Here is a 20,634-nt window from a genome sequence, read left to right as displayed (position 1 = left end):
CCGGCGCGATCACCAAGCCAGGCCTGCCGGACGCGGGGATCACCCGCTGGACTGCCGCCGGACTACCCTGGGTCCCGACAGGCCGACGGGCAAGGCAGGGCCGGATCGCGATCGTGTTTTTCCCTTGCGATCCGGCGCTGTTTCAAAAAGGCGTTTATGCTTTTTTGCAAACTCACCATCATCATTGCGAGGCGACGCAGTCGACGAAGCAATCCAGAGTCACGCTCAAGCCGCTCTGGATTGCTTCGCTACGCTCGCAATGACGAACTCGTAGAGTAAGAATTTGCAAGCTACATAATCGTCTTCAGAGCCGGGGCAAGGGCCGGCCTCCGGCTACTGGCCGATGCTCTTGATCGCGATCGCCGCCGCCGCCGCGCGCGTTTCCACGCCCAGCTTCTCGTAGATGCGCTCCAGGTGCTTCTGCACCGTGCGCGGGCTGATCGACAGCACGTCGCTGATGACGTTGTTGGACTTGCCATAGCTGATCCACAGCAGCACTTCCGCCTCGCGATCGGTGAGCCCGAGCCGCGCCTGCAACCGCGCGACATCCACCTGCGGGTTCAGCTCGTTCAGGCGGATCAGCACCTCGTTTTCGCGGTACTGGGCCACCAGCACCAGTTCCAGCGCGCTGTCACCCTGCTCCAAGCGGACCGACGCGCCGCGCGCATCCTTGCGCGTCAGCAGCCGCTCCACCGTGCTGCGCAGGGCAACGGGCAGTTGCGCGTCCTCCTTGCTCCAGCCGGGTTCGACCCGGTTGATCGCCTGTTCCGCCATGGGCGTGCACCACAGCAGGAAGCCGCGCGTGTCGGTGGCCATCATCAGGCGGCCGGTGGCATCCAGTCCGGTCGTGCTGGCCTGGACCGCGCGCGCGTGGCCCATGTGGACGCGCACGCGCGCCAGCAGTTCGTGCACGTTCACCGGCTTGCGGACATAGTCCACGCCGCCCACCTCGAACCCTTCGATCACATGCTCGCTCTCGGTCAGGCCGGTCATGAAGATCACGGGCACATGCGCCGTTTCGGGATTGGCCTTGATACGCGCGGTGGTCTCGAAACCATCCATGCCGGGCATCACCGCGTCCATCAGCACCAGATCGGGCACAACGTGGCCCAGCAGGTCGAGCGCCGCCGCGCCGGATGTCGCCACCAACACGGTAATGCCGCCCGCTTCCAGCGTATCGGTCAGCAGGCGCAGCGAATCCGCTTCGTCATCGACGACGAGCACGGTGTCACGACGAATCGGCCGCTGATCCATGTCAGAGGCCCTCAAGGGTCTTGGCGAGACCCGACAAGTCGAACCGATCCAGACAGTTGTACAGCGCCTCGACCAGTTCGCGCGCGTCCGGCTGAGCCGCCTCAAGCTTCCTAATTTCGGCTTCCATGCCCCTTACATGCCCGATCCGCAGCAGTTCGCGCAACTTTTCAACATGTTCGCGCGCCGCTTCCGACAGCGGCAGCGCGGGAGAGCCGCCCACCTCCGCCGGGGCATCCCCCTCGTATATCCACTCCAGCTTCAGGCGCGCGCCGATCGCATCGACCAGCGCCCCGAACTCGATCGGCTTCACCAGAAACAGGTCGTGGTCGCGCGCGCCGGTGTCAGGCCCGTGGCGTTCATGGGCGTTGGCCGAGAGCATGATGACGCCCATCGCGTGATCCTGCGTGCGCCGCAGACGCGCCGCGACATCCCACCCGGACAGGCCGGGCATGGACACATCGAGCAGAACGAGATCGAACGCGCGCGCATCGCTCAGCGCCAGCGCTGTGGCCCCGTCGGGGGCCAGCGTCACCTCGAAGCCGATGCCTTCGAGAACCCGCCGCATCAATGCGCGCTGTTCCGGATCGTCATCGGTCACCAGCACCGAACGGCGGCGGCCCTCGTAGCCGATCACCCGCCGCGCCGCTGCGGAGGTTTCGCGATAGCCGGCGACATGCCCCAGCATCAGCCGCACGCGGAAGCACGATCCCTGCCCCGGCGTGCTCTCGAGCTCCAGCGTCCCGCCGAGTATCTGGAGAATCGCGCGGGTGATCGGCAGGCCGAGACCCGCGCCATCCTGCGGCCGGCCGGTCTCGCCGACGCGCTCGTAGCGCGTGAAGATGCGCTCGCGGTCCGCCTCGGCGATGCCCGGCCCGGTATCGATCACCTCGAACACCGCGGTCTGCCCGGACCACGCCACGCGCAAGGTCACGGTCCCGGTCTCGGTGAACTTGATCGCGTTCGACAGCAGGTTGATGAGCACCTGCCGCAGGCGCTTCTGGTCGGCCCGCACGAATTCGGGCAGCCGTTCGGGCAGTTCGCAGCGGAAAGCCAGGCCCTTCACCGCCGCCGACGGCCGGAACATCGAGACGATCTGGTCGATCAGCGCCGGCAGCCGCACCACTTCGCTGTTCACCCGCAACACGCCGTTTTCGACCAGCGAGATGTCGAGCAGCCCTTCGACGAGATTGGTGAGGTGTTCGGCGCTGCGCCGGATGACGCGGGCGGCCTCCTGCGGATCGACCCCCGCTTCATGTTCCACGAGCTGGGCGTAGCCGTAGATCGCGTTCAGCGGAGAGCGGATTTCATGGCTGACATTGGCCAGATAGCGGCTCTTGGCTGCATTGGCCGCCTCGGCGGCTTCCTTGTCGCGCAGTAGATCCACCAGGTCCGGAACGGCGTCGACCGGGCTGTTGACGGGCGCCGAAACCCTGCCGCCGCGCCAACCCAGGACCGCAATTCCGGCAAGGCACAGCACGGCCAGCGCCGCGAGAGCGTGAAACAGCGTCGATCCGCTATCGGAAAGCTCTGCCCCGACGATGAGCGCGACCGCAGCCAGCGCGCAAATCGCAAGCGCCACAGCGCGGGGTGCGGGGAAGTGTCCGCCCTGCAGGAATGGCCAAGCGCCCGCGCGTGACCGCGGGCCACGCCAAGCAGCGTCAGCTCCGGACGGCAGGCGATGCGGCATCGCGTTCAAAGGTCCCTCACCCTGAACGGCGGTATGGCAGTTCCTGATCTGTCAGGGGACACGGCATTATGCGCCGGCCCCCTCCCCAACGCATCGGACATTGTACTTTATCGACCCCAGGCGCCGGGCATTGTGTGTTGCGCCATTTTGGATTGTGCATCGCAAACGCGATGAACTCAACCCCTCCCGAACAGATTCAGGACGATTGTACGAAATCGGGAACGGGCACAAAAATGCCCGATCGCGCGGAGGTTCAGATCAGATGATCACGCTGCAGGCGCTGGAGCAGCCGGATCGCGACGGAATGGCGAATCGCCTTTCCTTCCCGCAGCTTAACCCACGTATTCAGGCCGATTCCGAAGTTCGCCTGGATCACTTCCGGCTTCTGGCAGTGGATCACCGACGCCATCCGAGCAACGACATCGGGCTCGACATGGGTTAACCTTTGAGCGGACATATTTCCTCGCACAGTGTTACGATCTGGCAAAAGAGTATTATGAGAGAGAGCATTCAACATACGTCATTTGCCGAATGCTCAACCGCCGCGACTCGCCCTAGTGAGTGGAAGTTTCCGCACCGCACCATGCCAGAGCGGGCCGCAGGCGCCCGCAAAATGCCGTCCGCAGCGCGAATACGGCTGGCGAAACGCCCGCATTCGGCTAGGCGTGCCGACGCGCCTTTCCCGGTGCCCCGGGAGGTCTTCGTCCGGCCGGTTCCCGGAACCAAGAGGAGTTGAGTTCGCCCATGCGGCCGTTTGCCCGCCCTGCCCTTGCCTTGCCGCTTGCCGCACTCCTGCCAACCATCGCTCAGGCGCAGGAGGCACCCGCCGATGCGTCGCAAGGTCCGGCGCAGGCGATCGTCGTCACCGGTCGCGGACTGATCGATGCACCCGCCACCGCGGCCTACGACGTCCAGCAGATCGACCGCGAGAAGCTGCTGCTCGCGGCATCGGGCCGGATCGAGGACGCGCTGTCCTCGGCCGCGGGCTTCCAGCAGTTCCGCCGCTCCGACAGCCGCTCGTCCAACCCCTCGTCGCAAGGGGTCACGCTGCGCGCGCTCGGCGGCAACGCCACCAGCCGCACGCTCGTCCTGCTCGACGGCGTGCCCATGGCGGACCCGTTCTTCGGCTATATCCCGTTGAGCGCCATCGCGCCCGAACGGCTGGCATCGGCGCGCGTCACGCGCGGTGGCGGCGCGGGCGCGTTCGGTGCCGGCGCCGTGGCCGGAACGATCGAACTGAGCAGCGCGAATGCCGATCAACTGGGCCTTGTCAGCGCCAGCGCGCTCGCCAACGATCGCGGCGAGACCGAAACCTCGGGCACCTTCGCGCCGAAGCTGGGTCAGGGCTTCGCCGTCGTCAGCGGGCGCTGGGATCGCGGCCAGGGTTTCTGGACCACGCCGGTCGCGCAGCGCGTACCGGCGAGCGTGCGGGCGCGGTACGAAAGCTGGTCGGCCGGCATCCGCGGCGTCGCGCCGATCGGTGCCCAAACCGAGCTGCAAGTGCGCCTGCTGGCGTTCGAGGACAACCGCACGCTGCGCTTCGCCGGGGCGGACACGGGATCGAGCGGGCAGGACGCCAGCCTGCGCCTGATCGGCCGGGGGCGCTGGCAGTTCGACGTGCTGACCTACATCCAGGCGCGCGATTTCAACAATATCGCCATCAGCTCCACCAGCTATCGCAAGACGCTGGACCAGCGCCGCACCCCCACAACCGGATGGGGCGGCAAGGCCGAGCTGCGCCCGCCGGTCGGCGGCGCGCACGTGCTGCGGCTGGGCACGGACTGGCGCGTGGCATCGGGCGAAGGGATCGAGGATGCTTATAACGCCACGACCGGCGCGGTCACCGCGCGCCGCCGCGCGGGCGGGCGCAACAGCGATGTCGGCTTTTTCGCCGAAGACGATTGGACGCTTGGCCCGGTGATCCTCACCGCCGGGGCACGGGCGGACCGCTGGACCATTGCCGACGGGCATCTCGTCACCAGCAACGCGGCCGGCGTGGTCACCGGCACTGCGACGTATGCCGACCGCGCGGGATGGACCGGCAGTTTCCGGGGCGGCGCGGTGATCCATGCGGGCCATGGCCTTGCCCTGCGCGCGGCCGCCTACACCGGGCTGCGCCAGCCGACGCTGAACGAACTCTACCGCACCTTCACCGTGTTTCCCATCGTGACACAGGCCAACCCCGGCCTGCGCAACGAACGGCTGGTCGGCTATCAGGCCGGCTTTGATTTCAACCCGATTCCGGCCGTGACCTTCACGTTTACCGCCTTCCAGGACCGGGTGGAGCACGCCATCGCCAATGTAACGGTCGCCGCCAACACCCGCCAGCGCCAGAACGTGGACGCCATCCGCGCGCGCGGGCTGGAACTGGGCACGTCGGTCAAGCTGGGGCCGTTCGCATTCGACGGATCGCTGGCGCTCACCGACGCCAAGGTCGAAGCCAGCGGCGCGGCCTTGGCGCTAAACGGCCTGCGCCCCGCGCAGACGCCGAAGATCGCCGCCAGCGGCACGCTGTCGTGGCAGCCCGCCCCGCGCTGGACGCTGGCGATGACGCTGCGCCATGTCGGCGCGCAATACGAGGACGATCTCCAGACCGACACACTGAAAGCCGCGACGACACTGGACGCCTTCGTCCGCGTGCCGCTGGCGGGGCCGTTCAGCCTGATCCTGCGCGGGGAGAACCTGACCGACGCCGAGATCGTCACGCGCAACGCCGCCGGTTCGATCGATCTTGGCACGCCGCGCACGGTCTGGGCGGGGCTGCGCGTCGACATCCGCTGAACGCGCGCAGACGTATTTCCCGCGCCGCATGGGCAGACATAGCGCATGCGGCGGCGTAGGGGGATCATGACGACAAGATCCGCGCCGGCGGCCGCCGGCCCGAACGGGAGTGGGGGCATGAAAGCGAAGCGCTGCGCCACGGCCGGACCCGGTCTTGCACGCGCCACAATGGCTCAATTTTTTGCACCGCAGCATTATCGCGCCTTGTCGAACGGCGGTCCTCTGTCATACCCATCGATTCGGGAGAGCCTTCTGCAGGGGAGGCACCCCGGGCGGCACGCCGGAAACCGGAGGCAATCCGGGACGGGCGTGCTCCGGCGCAAGTCGGTCGGGGGGCCGGTGTCAGCGAAAGGCCGGGATAACATGCCCGGTCGGACGGACGTTTGCGTCATGCCGGTCGGCCGGGCCTTCAGGGTGGAGCTTGTTCCATGAGCCTCGAGATCACTTCCACGGCCGCCGAGATCGACGCCCATATCATCGATGTGCTGCGCCATCGCGTTGGCAAGGACGAACGCGCCGCCAAGCCGCACGACTGGTTCACCGCCACCGTGCTGACGCTGCGCGACCACGTGATCGACCGCTGGATGGAATCGACCCGCAAGACCTATGCTGAAAGCGGCAAGCGGGTCTATTATCTCAGCCTGGAATTCCTGATCGGCCGCCTGCTGCGCGATGCGCTGTCCAACATGGGGCTGACGTGCGACATGGAAAAGGCGCTGCGCGAACACGGGCTCGACCTGGCCGCGCTGGAGGATCTGGAGCCGGACGCCGCGCTGGGCAACGGCGGCCTCGGCCGCCTGGCCGCGTGCTTCATGGAAAGCCTCGCCAGCCTCGACATACCGGCCTACGGCTATGGCATCCGCTACAAGAACGGCATGTTCCGCCAGCGGATCGACGATGGCTGGCAGGTCGAACTGCCCGAAACCTGGCTGAGCCACGGCAACCCCTGGGAATTCGACCGGCGCGAAAGTTCGTACCGCATCGGCTTCGGCGGCGAGGTCGTCGACAATGGCGAAGGCGTGGTGTGGAAACCCGCCGAACAGGTCGAAGCCTATGCCATCGATACGCCCGTGGTCGGGTACAAGGGCAAGCGCGTGAACACGCTGCGCCTGTGGACCGCCGCCGCGCTCGATCCGATCCGGCTGGACCGGTTCAACGCCGGCGACCACGTCGGCGCGCTCGTAGAGGAAGCGCGCGCCGATGCGCTGGTGCGCGTGCTGTACCCCGCCGATTCCACCGCCGCCGGGCAGGAACTGCGGTTGCGGCAGGAGTTCTTCTTCACCTCCGCCTCGATCCAGGACATCGTGCGGCGCCACGCCCAATACAACGGCGATGTGCGCACCCTGCCCGACAAGGCGGCGATCCAGCTCAACGATACGCACCCGGCGGTGGCCGTCGCCGAAATCATGCGCCTGCTACTCGACGAACACGGCCTTGAATTCAACGAGGCGTGGGACGTCACCAAGCGCACGGTCGGCTACACCAACCACACGCTGCTGCCCGAAGCGCTCGAATCCTGGCCGCTGCCGCTGTTCGAACGGCTGCTGCCGCGCCACATGCAGATCGTCTATGCGATCAATTCGCGCGTGCTGCGCGAAGCGCGCAAGGCCGGGCTGGACGATGGCGCGATTTCCGCAATCAGCCTGATCGACGAAGGCGGCGAACGGCGCGTGCGCATGGCGAACCTTGCCTTCAGCGGCGCGCACAGCGTCAACGGCGTGGCCGCGCTGCACACCGAACTGATGAAGAGCACGGTCTTTTCCGACCTGCACACGCTCTATCCCGATCGCATCAACAACAAGACCAACGGCGTCACCCCGCGCCGCTGGCTGCAGCAATGCAACCCCGGCCTCGTCTCCGTGCTGAAGGACGCGATCGGCGACGGCTTTCTCGACGACGCGGAAAAGCTGGTCGAACTGAACGGGCTGGCGGACGACAAGCTGCTGGGCGAGCGCATCGCGGAAGTGAAGCGCTCGAACAAGGTGGCGCTGGCCGCGCACATCAAGACGATCACCGGCGTCCGGCTCGATCCCGACGCATTGTTCGACGTCCACATCAAGCGCATCCACGAATACAAGCGCCAGTTGCTAAACCTGATCGAGACGGTGGCGCTCTACGACGAAATCCGCAGCCATCCGGAACGCGACTGGGTTCCGCGCGTGAAGATCTTCGGCGGCAAGGCGGCGCCGAGCTATCACAACGCCAAGCTGATCATCAAACTGGCCAACGACATCGCCCGCCGCGTCAACTCCGATCCGGCCGTGGGCGGCCTGCTCAAGGTCGTGTTCGTGCCCAACTACAACGTCTCGCTGGCGGAGCGGCTGATCCCGGCGGCGGACCTTTCGGAGCAGATTTCCACCGCCGGCATGGAAGCATCGGGCACCGGCAACATGAAGTTCGCGCTCAACGGCGCGCTGACCATCGGCACGCTCGATGGCGCGAACATCGAGATCAAGGATCGCGTCGGCGACGACAATATCGTGATCTTCGGCCTGACGGCGGAGGAAGTGCTGGCCAAGCGCGCGCAAGGGTATAATCCCCGCGCAGTGATCGAGGGTTCGCGCGAATTGCAGCAGGCGGTGTCCGCCATCGCCACCGGCGTGTTCTCGCCCGACGATCCGGAGCGCTACGCCGGCCTGATGGGCGGCATCTACGACAGCGACTGGTTCATGGTCGCGGCCGATTTCGACAGCTACGCCGCCGCGCAGCGCGCGGTGGATCGCCGCTGGGAAGACCCGGCCGGCTGGCGGGCGGCGGCGATCCGCAACATTGCCAACGTAGGCTGGTTCTCGTCCGACCGGACGATCGCCGAATACGCTCGCGAGATCTGGGGAGTCTGAGGAGCATCATGAAGCCATCGGCGCGCGCCATCGAAGCCCTGCTCAGCGGGACGCACGCCGATCCGTTTTCGCTCCTGGGAGTGCACCAGGGCCCGGAAGGCGCGTTCGCCCGCGCCTTCCTGCCCGGCGCGGAAGAGGTAACCGCCTGTTCGCTGAAGGGCCGCAAGCTGGGCGCGCTCGACCGCGTGGACGGGCGCGGCCTGTTCGAAGGCGCGGTGACGGGCAAGGCGCAGCCGGTCAAGTACCGCTGCAAGGCCGGCACGCACGAATGGTGGGTGACCGACGCGTTCTCGTTCGGCCCGGTGCTGGGGCCACTGGACGATTTCCTGATCAACGAAGGCACCCATTTCCGCCTGTTCGACAAGATGGGCGCGCATTGCATCGAACACCAGGGCGTGCCCGGCGTGCATTTCGCGGTCTGGGCGCCCAATGCGCGGCATGTCGCGGTGGTCGGCGATTTCAACGACTGGGATCACCGCCGCCATCCCATGCGCAAGCGCGCGGACATTGGCGTGTGGGAGATCTTCGTGCCCGATGTGGGGCCGGGCCATGCCTACAAGTACCGCATCGTCGGCCCGACCGGGGACGTCCAGCCGCTCAAGGCCGACCCCTTCGCCTTCGCGTCGGAAATGCGGCCGAAGACGGCTTCGCTCACCGCGCGTCCGGCCAAGCCAGACTGGGGTGATGCCGCGCACCGCGCGCACTGGGCCTCGGTCGATGCCCGGCGCGAACCGATGGCGATCTACGAGGTCCATCCCGGATCGTGGAAGAAACCCTGCGAGGAAGGCTTCTATTCCTGGGACGAACTGGCCGACCTGCTGATCCCTTATGTCGTCGACATGGGCTTCACCCATATCGAGTTCCTGCCGGTCAGCGAGCACCCCTATGACCCGAGCTGGGGCTACCAGACGACCGGCCTCTACGCGCCGTCCGCCCGCTTCGGCGGCCCCGACGGCTTCGCGCGCTTCGTCGATGGCGCGCACCGCGCGGGCGTGTCGGTGCTGATCGACTGGGTGCCGGCGCATTTCCCCACCGACGAACACGGCCTTGCCCGGTTCGACGGTACCGCACTGTACGAACATGAAGACCCCCGGCTGGGTTTCCACCCCGACTGGAACACCGCGATCTACAACTTCGGGCGGCGCGAGGTATCCAGCTTCCTGGTCAACAACGCGCTGTTCTGGGCCGAACAGTACCATGTCGACGGGCTGCGCGTGGATGCGGTCGCCTCGATGCTCTACCGCGATTATTCGCGCGAGGCCGGGGAATGGATTCCCAACGAACAGGGCGGGCGCGAGAACTGGGAGGCGGTGGCCTTCCTCCAGAAGATGAACAAGGCGGTCTATGGCAGCCACCCCGGCTTCGTGACCGTGGCCGAGGAATCGACCGCCTGGCCGGGGGTGACGCTGCCGGTGGGCGATGGCGGCCCCGGCGCCACCAGCCTGGGCTTCGGGTTCAAGTGGAACATGGGCTTCATGCACGATACGCTGAAGTACATGGCGCGCGAGCCCATCCACCGGCGCTACCACCACGACGAGATTACGTTCGGCCTGATGTACGCCTTCAGCGAGAACTTCGTGCTGCCGCTGAGCCATGACGAGGTGGTGCACGGCAAGGGATCGCTGCTGACCAAGATGAGCGGGGACGACTGGCAGAAGTTCGCCTCGCTGCGCGCCTACTACGGGCTGATGTGGGGCTATCCGGGCAAGAAGCTGCTGTTCATGGGGCAGGAATTCGCCCAGCGCCGCGAATGGAGCGAGGCGCGGTCGCTCGACTGGGAGCTGCTGGAAGCGCCCGCGCACGAGGGCGTCCGCCGCTGGGTGCGCGACATCAACCATGCCTACACCTCCATCCCGGCCATGCACGCGCGCGATTGCGAGGCGGAAGGCTTTTCCTGGCTGGTGGTGGACGATGCACTCGCCTCGGTCTTCGCGTGGCTGCGCAAGGCGCCGGGGCAGAAGCCGGTGGCCGTGGTCTGCAACATGACGCCCGCCGTCCACGATCACTACCGCCTGCCGCTGCCGCACGATGGCGCCTGGCGCGAGGTGCTAAACAGCGATGCCGCGATCTATGGCGGCAGCGGCCGGGGCAACATGGGCCACATCACCGCGCAGGACGGTGCGGCGCTAGTGGTGCTGCCGCCGCTGGCGACACTCTATTTCGAATACGAAGGCTGAACGGAAAGGGGCAGAGGACATGGCACGGGAAACATACGGGCAGCCGCTGGCGCGCGATGCGATGGCCTATGTGCTGGCCGGGGGGCGCGGCAGCCGCCTTCGCGAATTGACCGACAACCGCGCCAAGCCGGCGGTCTATTTTGGCGGGATGAGCCGGATCATCGATTTCGCCCTGTCCAACGCGATCAACTCGGGCATCCGCCGCATCGGCGTGGCCACGCAATACAAGGCGCATTCGCTGATCCGCCACATGCAGCGCGCGTGGAACTTCATGCGCCCGGAACGCAACGAAAGCTTCGACATCCTGCCCGCTTCGCAGCGCATCTCGGAAATGCTGTGGTACGAAGGCACGGCCGATGCGGTTTACCAGAACATCGACATCATCCAGGCCCATGCGCCAAAGTACATGGTCATCCTGGCGGGCGACCACATCTACAAGATGGACTACGAGATGATGCTGCGCCAGCACGTCAACTCGGGCGCGGACGTCACGATCGGGTGTCTTGTCGTGCCGCGCAAGGATGCGACCGGCTTCGGCGTGATGGCGGTGGACGAAAATGACGCGATCACCGCCTTCGTCGAAAAGCCGAAGGACCCGCCCGGCATTCCCGGCAACCCCGATTTCTCGCTCGCCTCCATGGGCATCTATGTGTTCGAGACGAAGTTCCTGTTCGATCAGTTGCGCCGCGATGCCGAAACGCCGGATTCGCAGCGCGATTTCGGCAACGACATCATCCCCTACATCGTGAAGCACGGGAAGGCGGTGGCCCACCGCTTCACCGCCAGCTGCATCCGCGCGGCGGAGGAGATCGAGGAATACTGGCGCGACGTGGGCACGCTGGACGCCTATTTCGAAGCCAATCTCGACCTGACCGACACCGTGCCCAAGCTGAACATGTACGATCGCGACTGGCCGATCTGGACCGACCAGATCATCGCCGCACCCGCCAAGTTCGTGCATGACGAGGAAGGGCGGCGCGGCATGGCGATCTCCTCGCTGATCTCGCAGGACTGCATCGTCTCGGGCGCGCTGGCGCGGCGCAGCCTGCTGTTCACGGGCGTGAAGATGGGCAGCTTCTCGTCGTGCGAGGAAGCGGTGATCCTGCCCTATTGCAACATCGGACGCGGTGCGCGGCTCAGCCGGGTGATCCTCGATTCGGGCGTGCGTATTCCCGAAGGGCTGGTCGTCGGCGAGGATCCCGAACTCGACTCGCGCCGCTTTCGCCGCACCGACAACGGCGTCTGCCTGATCACCAAGGACATGATAGAGCGCCTGACATGACGATCCGCGTCCTCTCCGTCACCTCCGAGGCCGTGCCGCTGGTGAAGACCGGCGGTCTGGCAGATGTGGCCGGCGCGCTGCCCGGCGCGCTGGCCCCGCACGGGGTGGAGACGACCACGCTGCTGCCCGGATATCCGGCCGTGCTGAAGGCGCTGGGCAAGGCCAAGGCGGTCCACGCCTGGGATGCCCTGCTGGGAGAACCGGCGCGGTTGCTGGCCGGCAAGCTGGGCGATCATCCGCTGCTGGTGCTGGACGCGCCGCGCCTGTTCCAGCGCGAAGGCGGCCCGTATGTCGATCCCTTCGGCTACGATTGGGGTGACAACTGGCGGCGCTATGCCGCGTTCGGGCGCGCCGCGGCCGACGTCGCCGGCGGCGCGGTGAAGAAGCACGGCTTCGACCTTGTCCACGCGCACGACTGGCAGGCGGGCATGACGCTCGCCTACCTGCGGTTCGCGCCGTTCGGCGGCAAGGCCCTGCCCTCGGTGATGACCATCCACAACATGGCGTTCCAGGGCTATTTCGGGGGCGACCTGTTCCCTCTGCTCGGCCTGCCGCAGCAGGCATGGGCCGTCGATGGCGTCGAATACCACGGTGGCGTCGGCTTCCTGAAGGCCGGGATGGAAGCGGCCAGCGCCGTCACCACCGTCAGCCCCACCTATGCCCGCGAAATCCGCCTGCCCGAATTCGGCATGGGGCTGGAAGGCCTGATCGTCAGCCGGGGCGATCGGGTGCGCGGCATCGTCAACGGAATCGATACCGAGCAATGGAACCCCCAGGTCGATCCCGCGCTCAAGGCCAATTTCAGTGCTCGCGCGCTGGCAAAACGCGCCGCCAACAAACGCGCGCTGGAGCAGGAGTTCGCGCTGGAAGCCGGCGACGGCCCGCTGTTCGTGGTGATCAGCCGGCTCACCTGGCAGAAGGGCATGGACGTCCTGCTCGAAGCGATCGACCATCTCGTCGGGATCGGCGGACGCCTTGCGCTGCTCGGGTCAGGCGATGCGGCGCTGGAAACCGGCTTCCACAGCGCCGCCGCGCGCCATCCGGGCCGCGTCGCCGTGCGCATCGGCTATGACGAGGCGCTGTCGCACCGGATGCAGGCGGGCGGAGATGCGATTCTCGTGCCCAGCCGCTTCGAGCCTTGCGGCCTGACCCAGCTCTATGGCCTCGCCTATGGCTGCGTGCCGGTGGTGGCGCGCACCGGCGGGCTGGCCGACACGGTGATCGACGCCAACCTTGCCGCCACCAATGCCGGCGTCGCCACAGGCGTCCAGTTCGCCGGCGTCCACTGGCAGGCGCTGACCGAGGCGATCAGCCGCGCCGCCGCGCTGCACCGCCAGCCGGACCTGTGGCAGAGCCTGCAACGCAATGGCATGAAAGCGGATTTCTCGTGGAGCCGCAGCGGCAAGGCCTATGCCGACCTCTATTCCGAACTGATCGCGGAGGACCGATGACCGTTACCGTTCCGAGTTCGCCCTATGCCGGACAGAAGCCGGGAACGTCCGGCCTGCGAAAGAAGGTGAAGGTCTTCGCGCAGCCCAACTATGCGGAAAACTTCATCCAGGCGGTGTTCGACGTGGTGCAGCCCGCGCCCGGCGCCACGCTGGTGATCGGCGGGGACGGGCGCTACCACAACCGCACGGTGATCCAGCAGGCGATCCGCATCGCCGCGGCCAACGGCTATGGCCGGGTGCTGGTGGGCAAGGGCGGCATCCTTTCGACCCCCGCCGCCAGCCACGTCATCCGCAAGTACGAGGCATCGGGCGGCCTGATCCTTTCGGCCAGCCACAACCCCGGCGGTCCGGATGAGGATTTCGGGATCAAGTACAACATCGCCAACGGCGGGCCCGCGCCCGAAGGCGTGACCGAGGCCGTCTATGCCCGCACGCAGGTAATCGACCGCTGGCTGACCTTGGAAGCCGAGGATGTCGATCTCGACACCTGCGGTTCCAGCGCGGTCGCCGATACGATCGTGTCGATCATCGATCCCGTGGCCGACTATGCCGACCTCATGGAAACGCTGTTCGATTTCGGCGCGATCCGGCAGGCCGTAGCTGGCGGCTTCACCATGGCGTTCGACGCGATGAGCGCCGTGACCGGCCCCTATGCGGTGGAAATCCTCGAAAACCGGCTGGGCTTTCCCGCCGGCACCGTGCGCAACGGCACGCCGCTGCCCGATTTCGGCGGGCATCATCCCGATCCGAACATGGTCCACGCCAAGGCGCTGTTCGACCAGATGTTCGCGCCCGATGCGCCCGATTTCGGCGCAGCGTCGGACGGCGATGGCGATCGCAACCTGATCGTGGGGCGCGGGCGCTTCGTCACCCCATCGGATTCGCTGGCGATGCTGGCCGCCAACGCGCACCTGGCGCCGGGCTACAGCGCTGGGCTGAAAGGCATCGCCCGCTCCATGCCCACCAGCGCGGCGGCAGACCGCGTGGCGGCAGCGCTGGGCGTGCCCTGCTTCGAAACGCCCACCGGCTGGAAGTTCTTCGGCAACCTGCTCGATGCCGGCATGGCGACGATCTGCGGCGAGGAAAGTGCGGGCACCGGATCGGACCACGTGCGCGAAAAGGACGGGCTGTGGGCGGTGCTGCTCTGGCTCAACATCCTGGCCGTGCGCGGCATCAGCGTGGACCAGCTCGCACGCGAACACTGGGCGCACTATGGCCGCAACTACTACGCGCGGCACGATTACGAAGCCCTGCCGACCGAGTCCGCCGACGCGCTGATCGCGGAACTGCAGGGCAAGCTGGCAGCGCTACGGGGCCAGCGCTTCGGCTCGCTGACCGTCGCGCAGGCCGACAGCTTCTCGTACCTCGATCCGGTGGATGGCTCGACCAGCGCCAACCAGGGGTTGCGCGTGCTGTTCGAAGGTGGATCGCGCATCGTGTTCCGCCTGTCCGGCACCGGCACCGAAGGCGCCACGCTGCGCGTCTATCTGGAACGCTACGAACCCGCCGGCGGCGATCTGGACCGCGAAACCCCCGCCATGCTGGCCGACCTGATCGCGGCGGCGGACGCCGTCGCCGGCATCGTGCGCCACACCGGCCGGACCGCGCCCGACGTGGTGACGTGAGCGCGGTGACGTGAGCGGGGCGGCGGGCGTCAGCATCGGATCGGGCGCCACGCGCTTCGCCGTGCGCGCCCCGCTGGCGGAGGCGGTGTGGCTGTGCCTGTTCGACGCGGCCGGCGAACGCCGCGAACCCATGGCGCGGTTCGGCGATACATGGGTCGCGGAACTGCCCGGCGATCTCGCCGGCGCGCGCTATGGCTACCGCGCCGAAGGCCCGTGGGCGCCCGAACGCGGACTGTGGTTCGATCTGGCCAAGCTGCTGGTCGATCCTTACGCGATGGAGCTGGACCACCGCTTCGCCTACGATCCGCGCCTGTCGCACTTCGGCGTGGACACCGCGGCGCTCGTGCCCAAGGCGATCGTTCCGGGCGCGCTTCCGGTCTGTGCCCACGAAGCCCCGCACTTCACGCGCGGCGGGCTGATCTACGAAGTGAACGTGCGCGCCTTCACCATGCTGCAACCCGATGTGCCCGAGGCGCTGCGCGGGACGGTGGCGGCGCTGGCCCATCCCGCCGTGCTTGCCCATCTGAAGATGCTGCACGTCGGCGCGGTGGAGCTGATGCCGATCGTGGCGTGGATCGACGAGCGGCACCTGCCGCCGCTGGGGCTGAGCAACGCCTGGGGCTACAACCCCGTGGCACCGATGGCGCTCGATCCGGGCCTGTGCCCCGGCGGCGTGGCCGAACTGCGCGATACCGTGACCGCACTGCATGCCGAAGGGATCGGCGTGCTGCTCGATCTGGTGTTCAACCACACCGGCGAAAGCGACGTGTTCGGCCCCATCCTTTCGCTGCGCGGGCTGGACAACGCCGCCTATGCCCACGCGCCCGACGGCAGCCTGATCAACGACACCGGCTGCGGCAACACGCTGGATTTCGGCAACCCGGCGGTGCGGTGGCTGACGCTCGACACGCTGCGCCATTTCGTGCGCCATGCCGGCGTGGACGGCTTCCGTTTCGATCTTGCCCCGATCATGGCGCGCAGCCCGGGCTTTGCCGCCGACGCCCCGATCTTCGCCGAGATCGCCGCCGATCCGCTGCTGGCCGACCGCGTGATGATCGCCGAACCGTGGGACATCGGCCCCGGCGGATACCAGCTGGGCCGGTTCCCCGACACCTGGCTCGAATGGAACGACCGCTATCGCGACGACGTGCGGCGCTTCTGGCGCGGCGACGAAGGCGTGGGCGTGCTGGCGACGCGCGTGGCCGGATCGTCCGACGTGTTCGGCAAGCAAAGCTGCCGCAGCGTGAACTTCCTCGCCGCGCACGACGGGTTCACGCTGGCCGACAGCGTAGCCTACGAACACCGCCACAACTGGGCCAACGGCGAGGACAACCGCGATGGCCACGGCGAGAACTTCTCGTGGAACAACGGCGTGGAAGGCCAGACCGACGATCCCGCCGTGCTCGCCCGCCGCGCCGCGGACCTGCGCGCGCTGCTGGGCACGCTGTTCGGTTCGACCGGCACGATCATGCTCACCGCCGGCGACGAGTTCGGCCGCACGCAGCAGGGCAACAACAACGCCTATGCGCAGGACAACGCGATCGGCTGGGTCGACTGGGCCGGCCGCGACCGCGCGCTCGAAGACTGGGTGGCCGGCCTTGCCGCGTGGCGCGCCGCGCGGGCGGGCTGGTTCACGCGCTTTCCCGAGGAGGGACAGTGGTCATCGCTCGATGGCCGGCCGATGGATGCGGCGCTGTGGGAAGCCCCCGGGACCGAAGGCTTCCGCTATGCCTCGCACGATCCGGCCCGGCCCTTCACGCTGACTATCGACCGGGCGGCGCGGCTGGCCCTGCCTACCGATGCCGCGCCCGCCGATAATCAGGGATGAATCCCCGATTTGCCCGGTGAGAGGATGCCGTTGGGATCGATGGCGCGCTTGAGCGTGCGGTTGAAATCGCGGTTCACCTCGCCGTATTGCTGCGCCACGAGGTCCATCGAATTGACCCCGGTGCGATAGCTGGCCCAGCCCTGCGCGCCGAAGCGCGTGACCAGTTCGCGATAGCAGGCGTCGGCCTTCTGCTCCTGCGCCGGGTCCGCCTTGTCGAACAGCAGTGCGATGATGTGGTGCAGATCGCGCCAGCCGATCGCGTAAGCAGCGGTGTAATCGAAGCCGTGCTTCTCGACGATTTCCTTTGCCAGCGCGGTCTGCCGCTCCGCTTCCACGCCGCGCGCCGCCGCCACGGGCGCGAACCAGGCAAGGCCGCCCCCTGCGCCACGCCAGCGCAGCAGGCCCACTTCGTCTAGGTTGAGGCCGCCCTGCATCAGCGTCTGGTGATGGTGGAACCAGGGGTTGCCTTCCATCTCCGCCGCCGTCAGCACTTCGCCGCCACTGGCCGTCAGCGTCGCCCGGATAATCGGCTCCACCCCCGCCACCGTCTGTTCGGTGCCATAGAGCGCGAAATAGGTGTTCCACATGCCCAGGCCATTGGCAGTGGCCGCCTTTTTCAGCGAGGCTTCGTCGAGCGGCGCGCCATCGGGCACGATCTCGTTGCGCCGCTTGAACATGGCCAGCTGGTACGATGCGCTCATCATCAGGTTGCAGTTGGCGACGAGGTTCGACACGCGCAGCGGCCGCATCGCCTCGATGATCTTCGGCACGTCCTCCATGTTGGCATGGCGCACCATGAAGGGCTTATAGACCGGCGGCTTGGGCATCAGCCACAGGCCCATCTTGGTGACGATGCCGAAGTTCGACTGGGTGAACAGGCCATCGAGATAAGGCCCGTAGCCCCACTTGAACGCCTGCCAGGCGGTGCTGCCCTTGATGCTGCCCATGCCGGTGCGCATCAGCCGTCCATCGGGCAGGCACACTTCCATGCCGCACTGGAACATGAAGTGTTCGCCATAGGGCGTGTAGCCCACCCCGCGATCAAGCGTGTTGCCCACCGGCGAGGCAATCGGGCCGACGGTCGGCACATCGATCCACAGCGGGATTTTGTTCTCCTCCAGGTAGTCCTTGAGCTGCTGGTAGGTGACGCCCGGTTCGAGCAGGCAGGTGCCGAGGTCGGCGTCCACTTCGAGGATGCGGTTCATCCGCTTGAGATCGAGCACGACCTGTCCCGGCGTGGCCGGCGCGGTCATGCCATAGCCCATGTTCTTGCCGGTCGAGACCGTCCACAGCGGCTGCTTGTAGGTGTTGGCGATGCGGACGATCTCCTGCACCTCCTCCACCGATTGCGGGCAGACCGCGCCCACCGGCTTGTACTGGTGCGCGGGATCGGGAATGTAGGTCTTCGACCAGGGCGCCACCGCCTCCTCGTCGCCGAACACCCATTCCGCGCCGACCACGCCCCGGAACGCCTTCATCGCGCCGGCGAAGTCCGCCTTGGTGCGCCCCGGCGCCAGCGGCGCGGGGTTGGCCGCGCTCGCCCCCGTACCCAGGCCCGCCGCCAGCGAGGCCCCCAGCCCGGTGCCGAGCAGACCACGGCGATCGATCGAAAAGCCGCTCATTGTCCGTGCTCCTCCTTGCGCGCGGGGGCCGTCGCGATCCATGCCGCCAGTGCGTCAAGCTCCGCCGGCGTCACTTCGGTGGGGCGGAAGGCGGGCATCCCGTTCTGGCCATGCCGCGCCACGTATTTCACGGTTTCGGCGGGCAGGTGACGGCCCAGCAGGATCGGCCCGACATTGCGACCGTGGCAGTACCCGCACACTTTCGCATAGACCTGCTCGGGCGCGCGCGGCGCCTGCACCTCTCCCAGCCGTTGCTGCGCCGCGACCGGGCCAGCCAGCGCCAGCACGATCATGCCTCCGTACACACGAAGCATCCCAGAACTCCCGTCCGGAGCCATGCGGCCCCTTTTTCATATCTTACTATATGTAAAATTTGAACGTGAAGAGAGTAGGGAGTCAAGCGCTGCGAACGCCGCGCGTGTCACGCTGCGAAATGCGGTCGAGTGCCTCGAAAGCGCGGATCAGAGTTCGGCGAGCGGCGAGCGCGCCAGCACGGCCGCCTTTGCGCGAGCCATGCCCAGCCCCACGAGCACGGATTCGGCGATCTGGGCCGGATAATCCTCCCCCGTCTCCTCGCGCAGCAATGTTACCAGCGCCGAAAGCGTCGCACCGAGCACGACATCTCGCCCAATGCGCGCATCGGTGATGCGGAAGGCGCCGGACGCCATGCCCTCCTCCACCGTGCGCTGGGCCTGCTGGTGCGTCTCCGCGCCGAAGATGATGCCGCAGGCGCTGATGTTGACGATCGACCAGGCCCACCGCGCATCCTGCTGGCCGCGCCGCAGGTAGTACCGGATCGCGGTGGCGGTGCGCTGCGCGGCATCGGGCAGCGCACCGATCGCCTGCACCACCGCCGCCAGGAAATCGTGCGTCACTTCCCAGGACAGCGCCTCGCGCAGATCCTCCATCCCGGCAAAATGGTTATAGAACGTGGGCCGGGTGATCCGCGCCGCGTCGCAGATTTCCTCCACGCGGGTGAACAGGCCGTTCTGCCGCCCGAACAGATCGAACGTGGCCGCGAGAATCCGCGTGCGAGTGCGCGCCTTGCGCTCGCGCCCGATTTCGGCGCGGCGCTCGCCATCGATCCTGCGCTCGCCCGCGCGTGCTGTGCCGGCCATTTCCATCGCCGGGGCTTAACGCGCGGGCCGTGGTGCAGGCAATGGCCCGCGGATCAGCGCTCCGCCAGACGCTGCGCGCGCCCATCGCCGATGGAGCCGAGGCGCGGCAGGGGCCGCTTGCCGGTGCCCGCCGAACGCAACCCGTCCGGCAGCAATTGCGAGAGCAGCACCTGGCCGAAGGTCCATTCGCCCAGGTCGGATTCCGCGTTGATGTGGCCAGCCGGCCCCGCATCGGCGAAACGGCTGCCCCAGGTCGTGGCCAGTCGCCGCGCCGCGCCGAAGCGCAGATAGGGATCGTTGCGGCTAGCGACGAGGATCGAGGGGAACGGAAGTTCCGAAGGCGGGAACGGCGCAAACCGGGTCAGCCGGCGATCCAGCGCGCGCTCCTCCACGTCGGGCGGAGCCACCAGCAGCGCGCCCACCACCGGACCATCGCGTCCGGGCCGTTCGTATTCGGCCCACCATGCCACGGCCAGGCAGCCCAGACTGTGCGCGGCGAGCACCACGGGGCGGTCGGCCCGCTGGATCACCAGGTTCAGCTTGTTGACCCAGGTGTTGCGATGCGGATCGTCCCACAGGCCAAGGTCGACCCGGTGGCAATTGTCGAATTCCTGTTCCCAGATGGTCTGCCAGTGGCCAGGACCGCTGTTGTTCAGCCCGGGAACGGTGAGCACAAGGGGTTCTCGATCGGTGTTGGCGCCGGAAGGCAGCCCCGAAAGCAGCGTATGCGTGGCCATGATTGCATCTCCTGAAGGATTGCCGGCCGGTCGACTCGGAATACGTCCCGACGCCCTCAAGATAACTCAACTCATGAAGTAGACAATCGCCGGACGATGGAATGATTTCTTTTCAGGCCCAAGCGCAGGCTTGGCATCTGGCGCGCCCGATCCGCGCGACAGAGAATTAACGATCTGTAATTGCCCTGACACATCGCGGGAAGAAGCGGCCGGCTAGATGCGGTATCGGCCT

General features: G+C 67.2%; 14 protein-coding genes. 8 read left to right on the top strand and 6 right to left on the bottom strand.

Annotated features, from left to right (window positions below):
* Positions 1–333 precede the first annotated feature (333 nt).
* Positions 334–1,254, bottom strand: a complete 921-nt coding sequence (locus FA702_RS13675; protein WP_125953965.1) for a response regulator — start codon at positions 1,252–1,254, stop codon at positions 334–336.
* Position 1,255: 1 nt separating this feature from the next.
* Positions 1,256–2,833 (bottom strand): ATP-binding protein, encoded by a 1,578-nt coding sequence (locus FA702_RS13670; protein ID WP_255504575.1) that lies wholly within the window; start codon positions 2,831–2,833, stop codon positions 1,256–1,258.
* 370 nt (positions 2,834–3,203) lie between these two features.
* Here FA702_RS13670 and FA702_RS22975 point away from each other — a divergent pair, with 370 nt between their 5' ends.
* The 8 genes from FA702_RS22975 (at position 3,204) to glgX (ending at position 16,925) form a co-directional block, all read left to right on the top strand.
* On the top strand, positions 3,204–3,383 hold the full coding sequence (locus FA702_RS22975; RefSeq protein WP_210417542.1) for a hypothetical protein: 180 nt from the start codon (positions 3,204–3,206) through the stop codon (positions 3,381–3,383).
* A 302-nt stretch (positions 3,384–3,685) separates the two neighbouring features.
* Positions 3,686–5,722: a TonB-dependent siderophore receptor gene (locus tag FA702_RS13660; protein WP_136956574.1), complete on the top strand. Its 2,037-nt coding sequence runs from the start codon at positions 3,686–3,688 to the stop codon at positions 5,720–5,722.
* Between the two features lie 428 nt (positions 5,723–6,150).
* Positions 6,151–8,562 (top strand): glycogen/starch/alpha-glucan phosphorylase, encoded by a 2,412-nt coding sequence (locus FA702_RS13655; protein ID WP_136956573.1) that lies wholly within the window; start codon positions 6,151–6,153, stop codon positions 8,560–8,562.
* A gap of 8 nt (positions 8,563–8,570) precedes the next feature.
* Positions 8,571–10,739: a 1,4-alpha-glucan branching protein GlgB gene (glgB, locus tag FA702_RS13650; RefSeq protein WP_136956572.1), complete on the top strand. Its 2,169-nt coding sequence runs from the start codon at positions 8,571–8,573 to the stop codon at positions 10,737–10,739.
* 19 nt (positions 10,740–10,758) lie between these two features.
* Positions 10,759–12,021: a glucose-1-phosphate adenylyltransferase gene (gene glgC / locus FA702_RS13645; RefSeq protein ID WP_136956571.1), complete on the top strand. Its 1,263-nt coding sequence runs from the start codon at positions 10,759–10,761 to the stop codon at positions 12,019–12,021.
* Positions 12,018–13,472 carry a glycogen synthase GlgA gene (gene glgA, locus FA702_RS13640; protein ID WP_136956570.1) on the top strand — a complete coding sequence of 485 codons (1,455 nt, stop codon included), beginning with the start codon at positions 12,018–12,020 and terminating at the stop codon, positions 13,470–13,472. Before glgC ends, glgA begins: the two co-directional genes overlap by 4 nt.
* The gene (locus FA702_RS13635) at positions 13,469–15,097 is read left to right on the top strand and encodes an alpha-D-glucose phosphate-specific phosphoglucomutase (RefSeq protein ID WP_136956569.1); all 1,629 of its coding nucleotides are present in this window, start codon (positions 13,469–13,471) and stop codon (positions 15,095–15,097) included. Before glgA ends, FA702_RS13635 begins: the two co-directional genes overlap by 4 nt.
* Positions 15,098–15,107: 10 nt before the next feature.
* Positions 15,108–16,925, top strand: coding sequence for a glycogen debranching protein GlgX (glgX, locus tag FA702_RS13630; protein WP_255504574.1), 1,818 nt, complete (start codon positions 15,108–15,110; stop codon positions 16,923–16,925).
* Here the strand turns inward: glgX and FA702_RS13625 are convergent.
* The 4 genes from FA702_RS13625 to FA702_RS13610 form a co-directional block, all read right to left on the bottom strand.
* Complete coding sequence (locus tag FA702_RS13625) at positions 16,916–18,547, bottom strand: FAD-binding oxidoreductase (protein WP_136956568.1); 1,632 nt, start codon at positions 18,545–18,547, stop codon at positions 16,916–16,918. The genes glgX and FA702_RS13625 overlap by 10 nt on opposite strands.
* Positions 18,544–18,861, bottom strand: a complete 318-nt coding sequence (locus tag FA702_RS13620; RefSeq protein WP_136956567.1) for a cytochrome c — start codon at positions 18,859–18,861, stop codon at positions 18,544–18,546. The genes FA702_RS13625 and FA702_RS13620 overlap by 4 nt, the downstream gene beginning before the upstream one ends.
* 147 nt (positions 18,862–19,008) lie before the next feature.
* On the bottom strand, positions 19,009–19,665 hold the full coding sequence (locus FA702_RS13615) for a TetR/AcrR family transcriptional regulator (protein ID WP_168196065.1): 657 nt from the start codon (positions 19,663–19,665) through the stop codon (positions 19,009–19,011).
* A gap of 53 nt (positions 19,666–19,718) precedes the next feature.
* Positions 19,719–20,402 carry an alpha/beta hydrolase gene (locus FA702_RS13610; RefSeq protein WP_136956565.1) on the bottom strand — a complete coding sequence of 228 codons (684 nt, stop codon included), beginning with the start codon at positions 20,400–20,402 and terminating at the stop codon, positions 19,719–19,721.
* Positions 20,403–20,634: the final 232 nt, after the last annotated feature.

Origin of the sequence: Novosphingobium sp. EMRT-2 (assembly GCF_005145025.1) — a bacterium.
Lineage (GTDB): Bacteria > Pseudomonadota > Alphaproteobacteria > Sphingomonadales > Sphingomonadaceae > Novosphingobium.
This window is presented reverse-complemented; position numbering and strand designations above follow the sequence as displayed.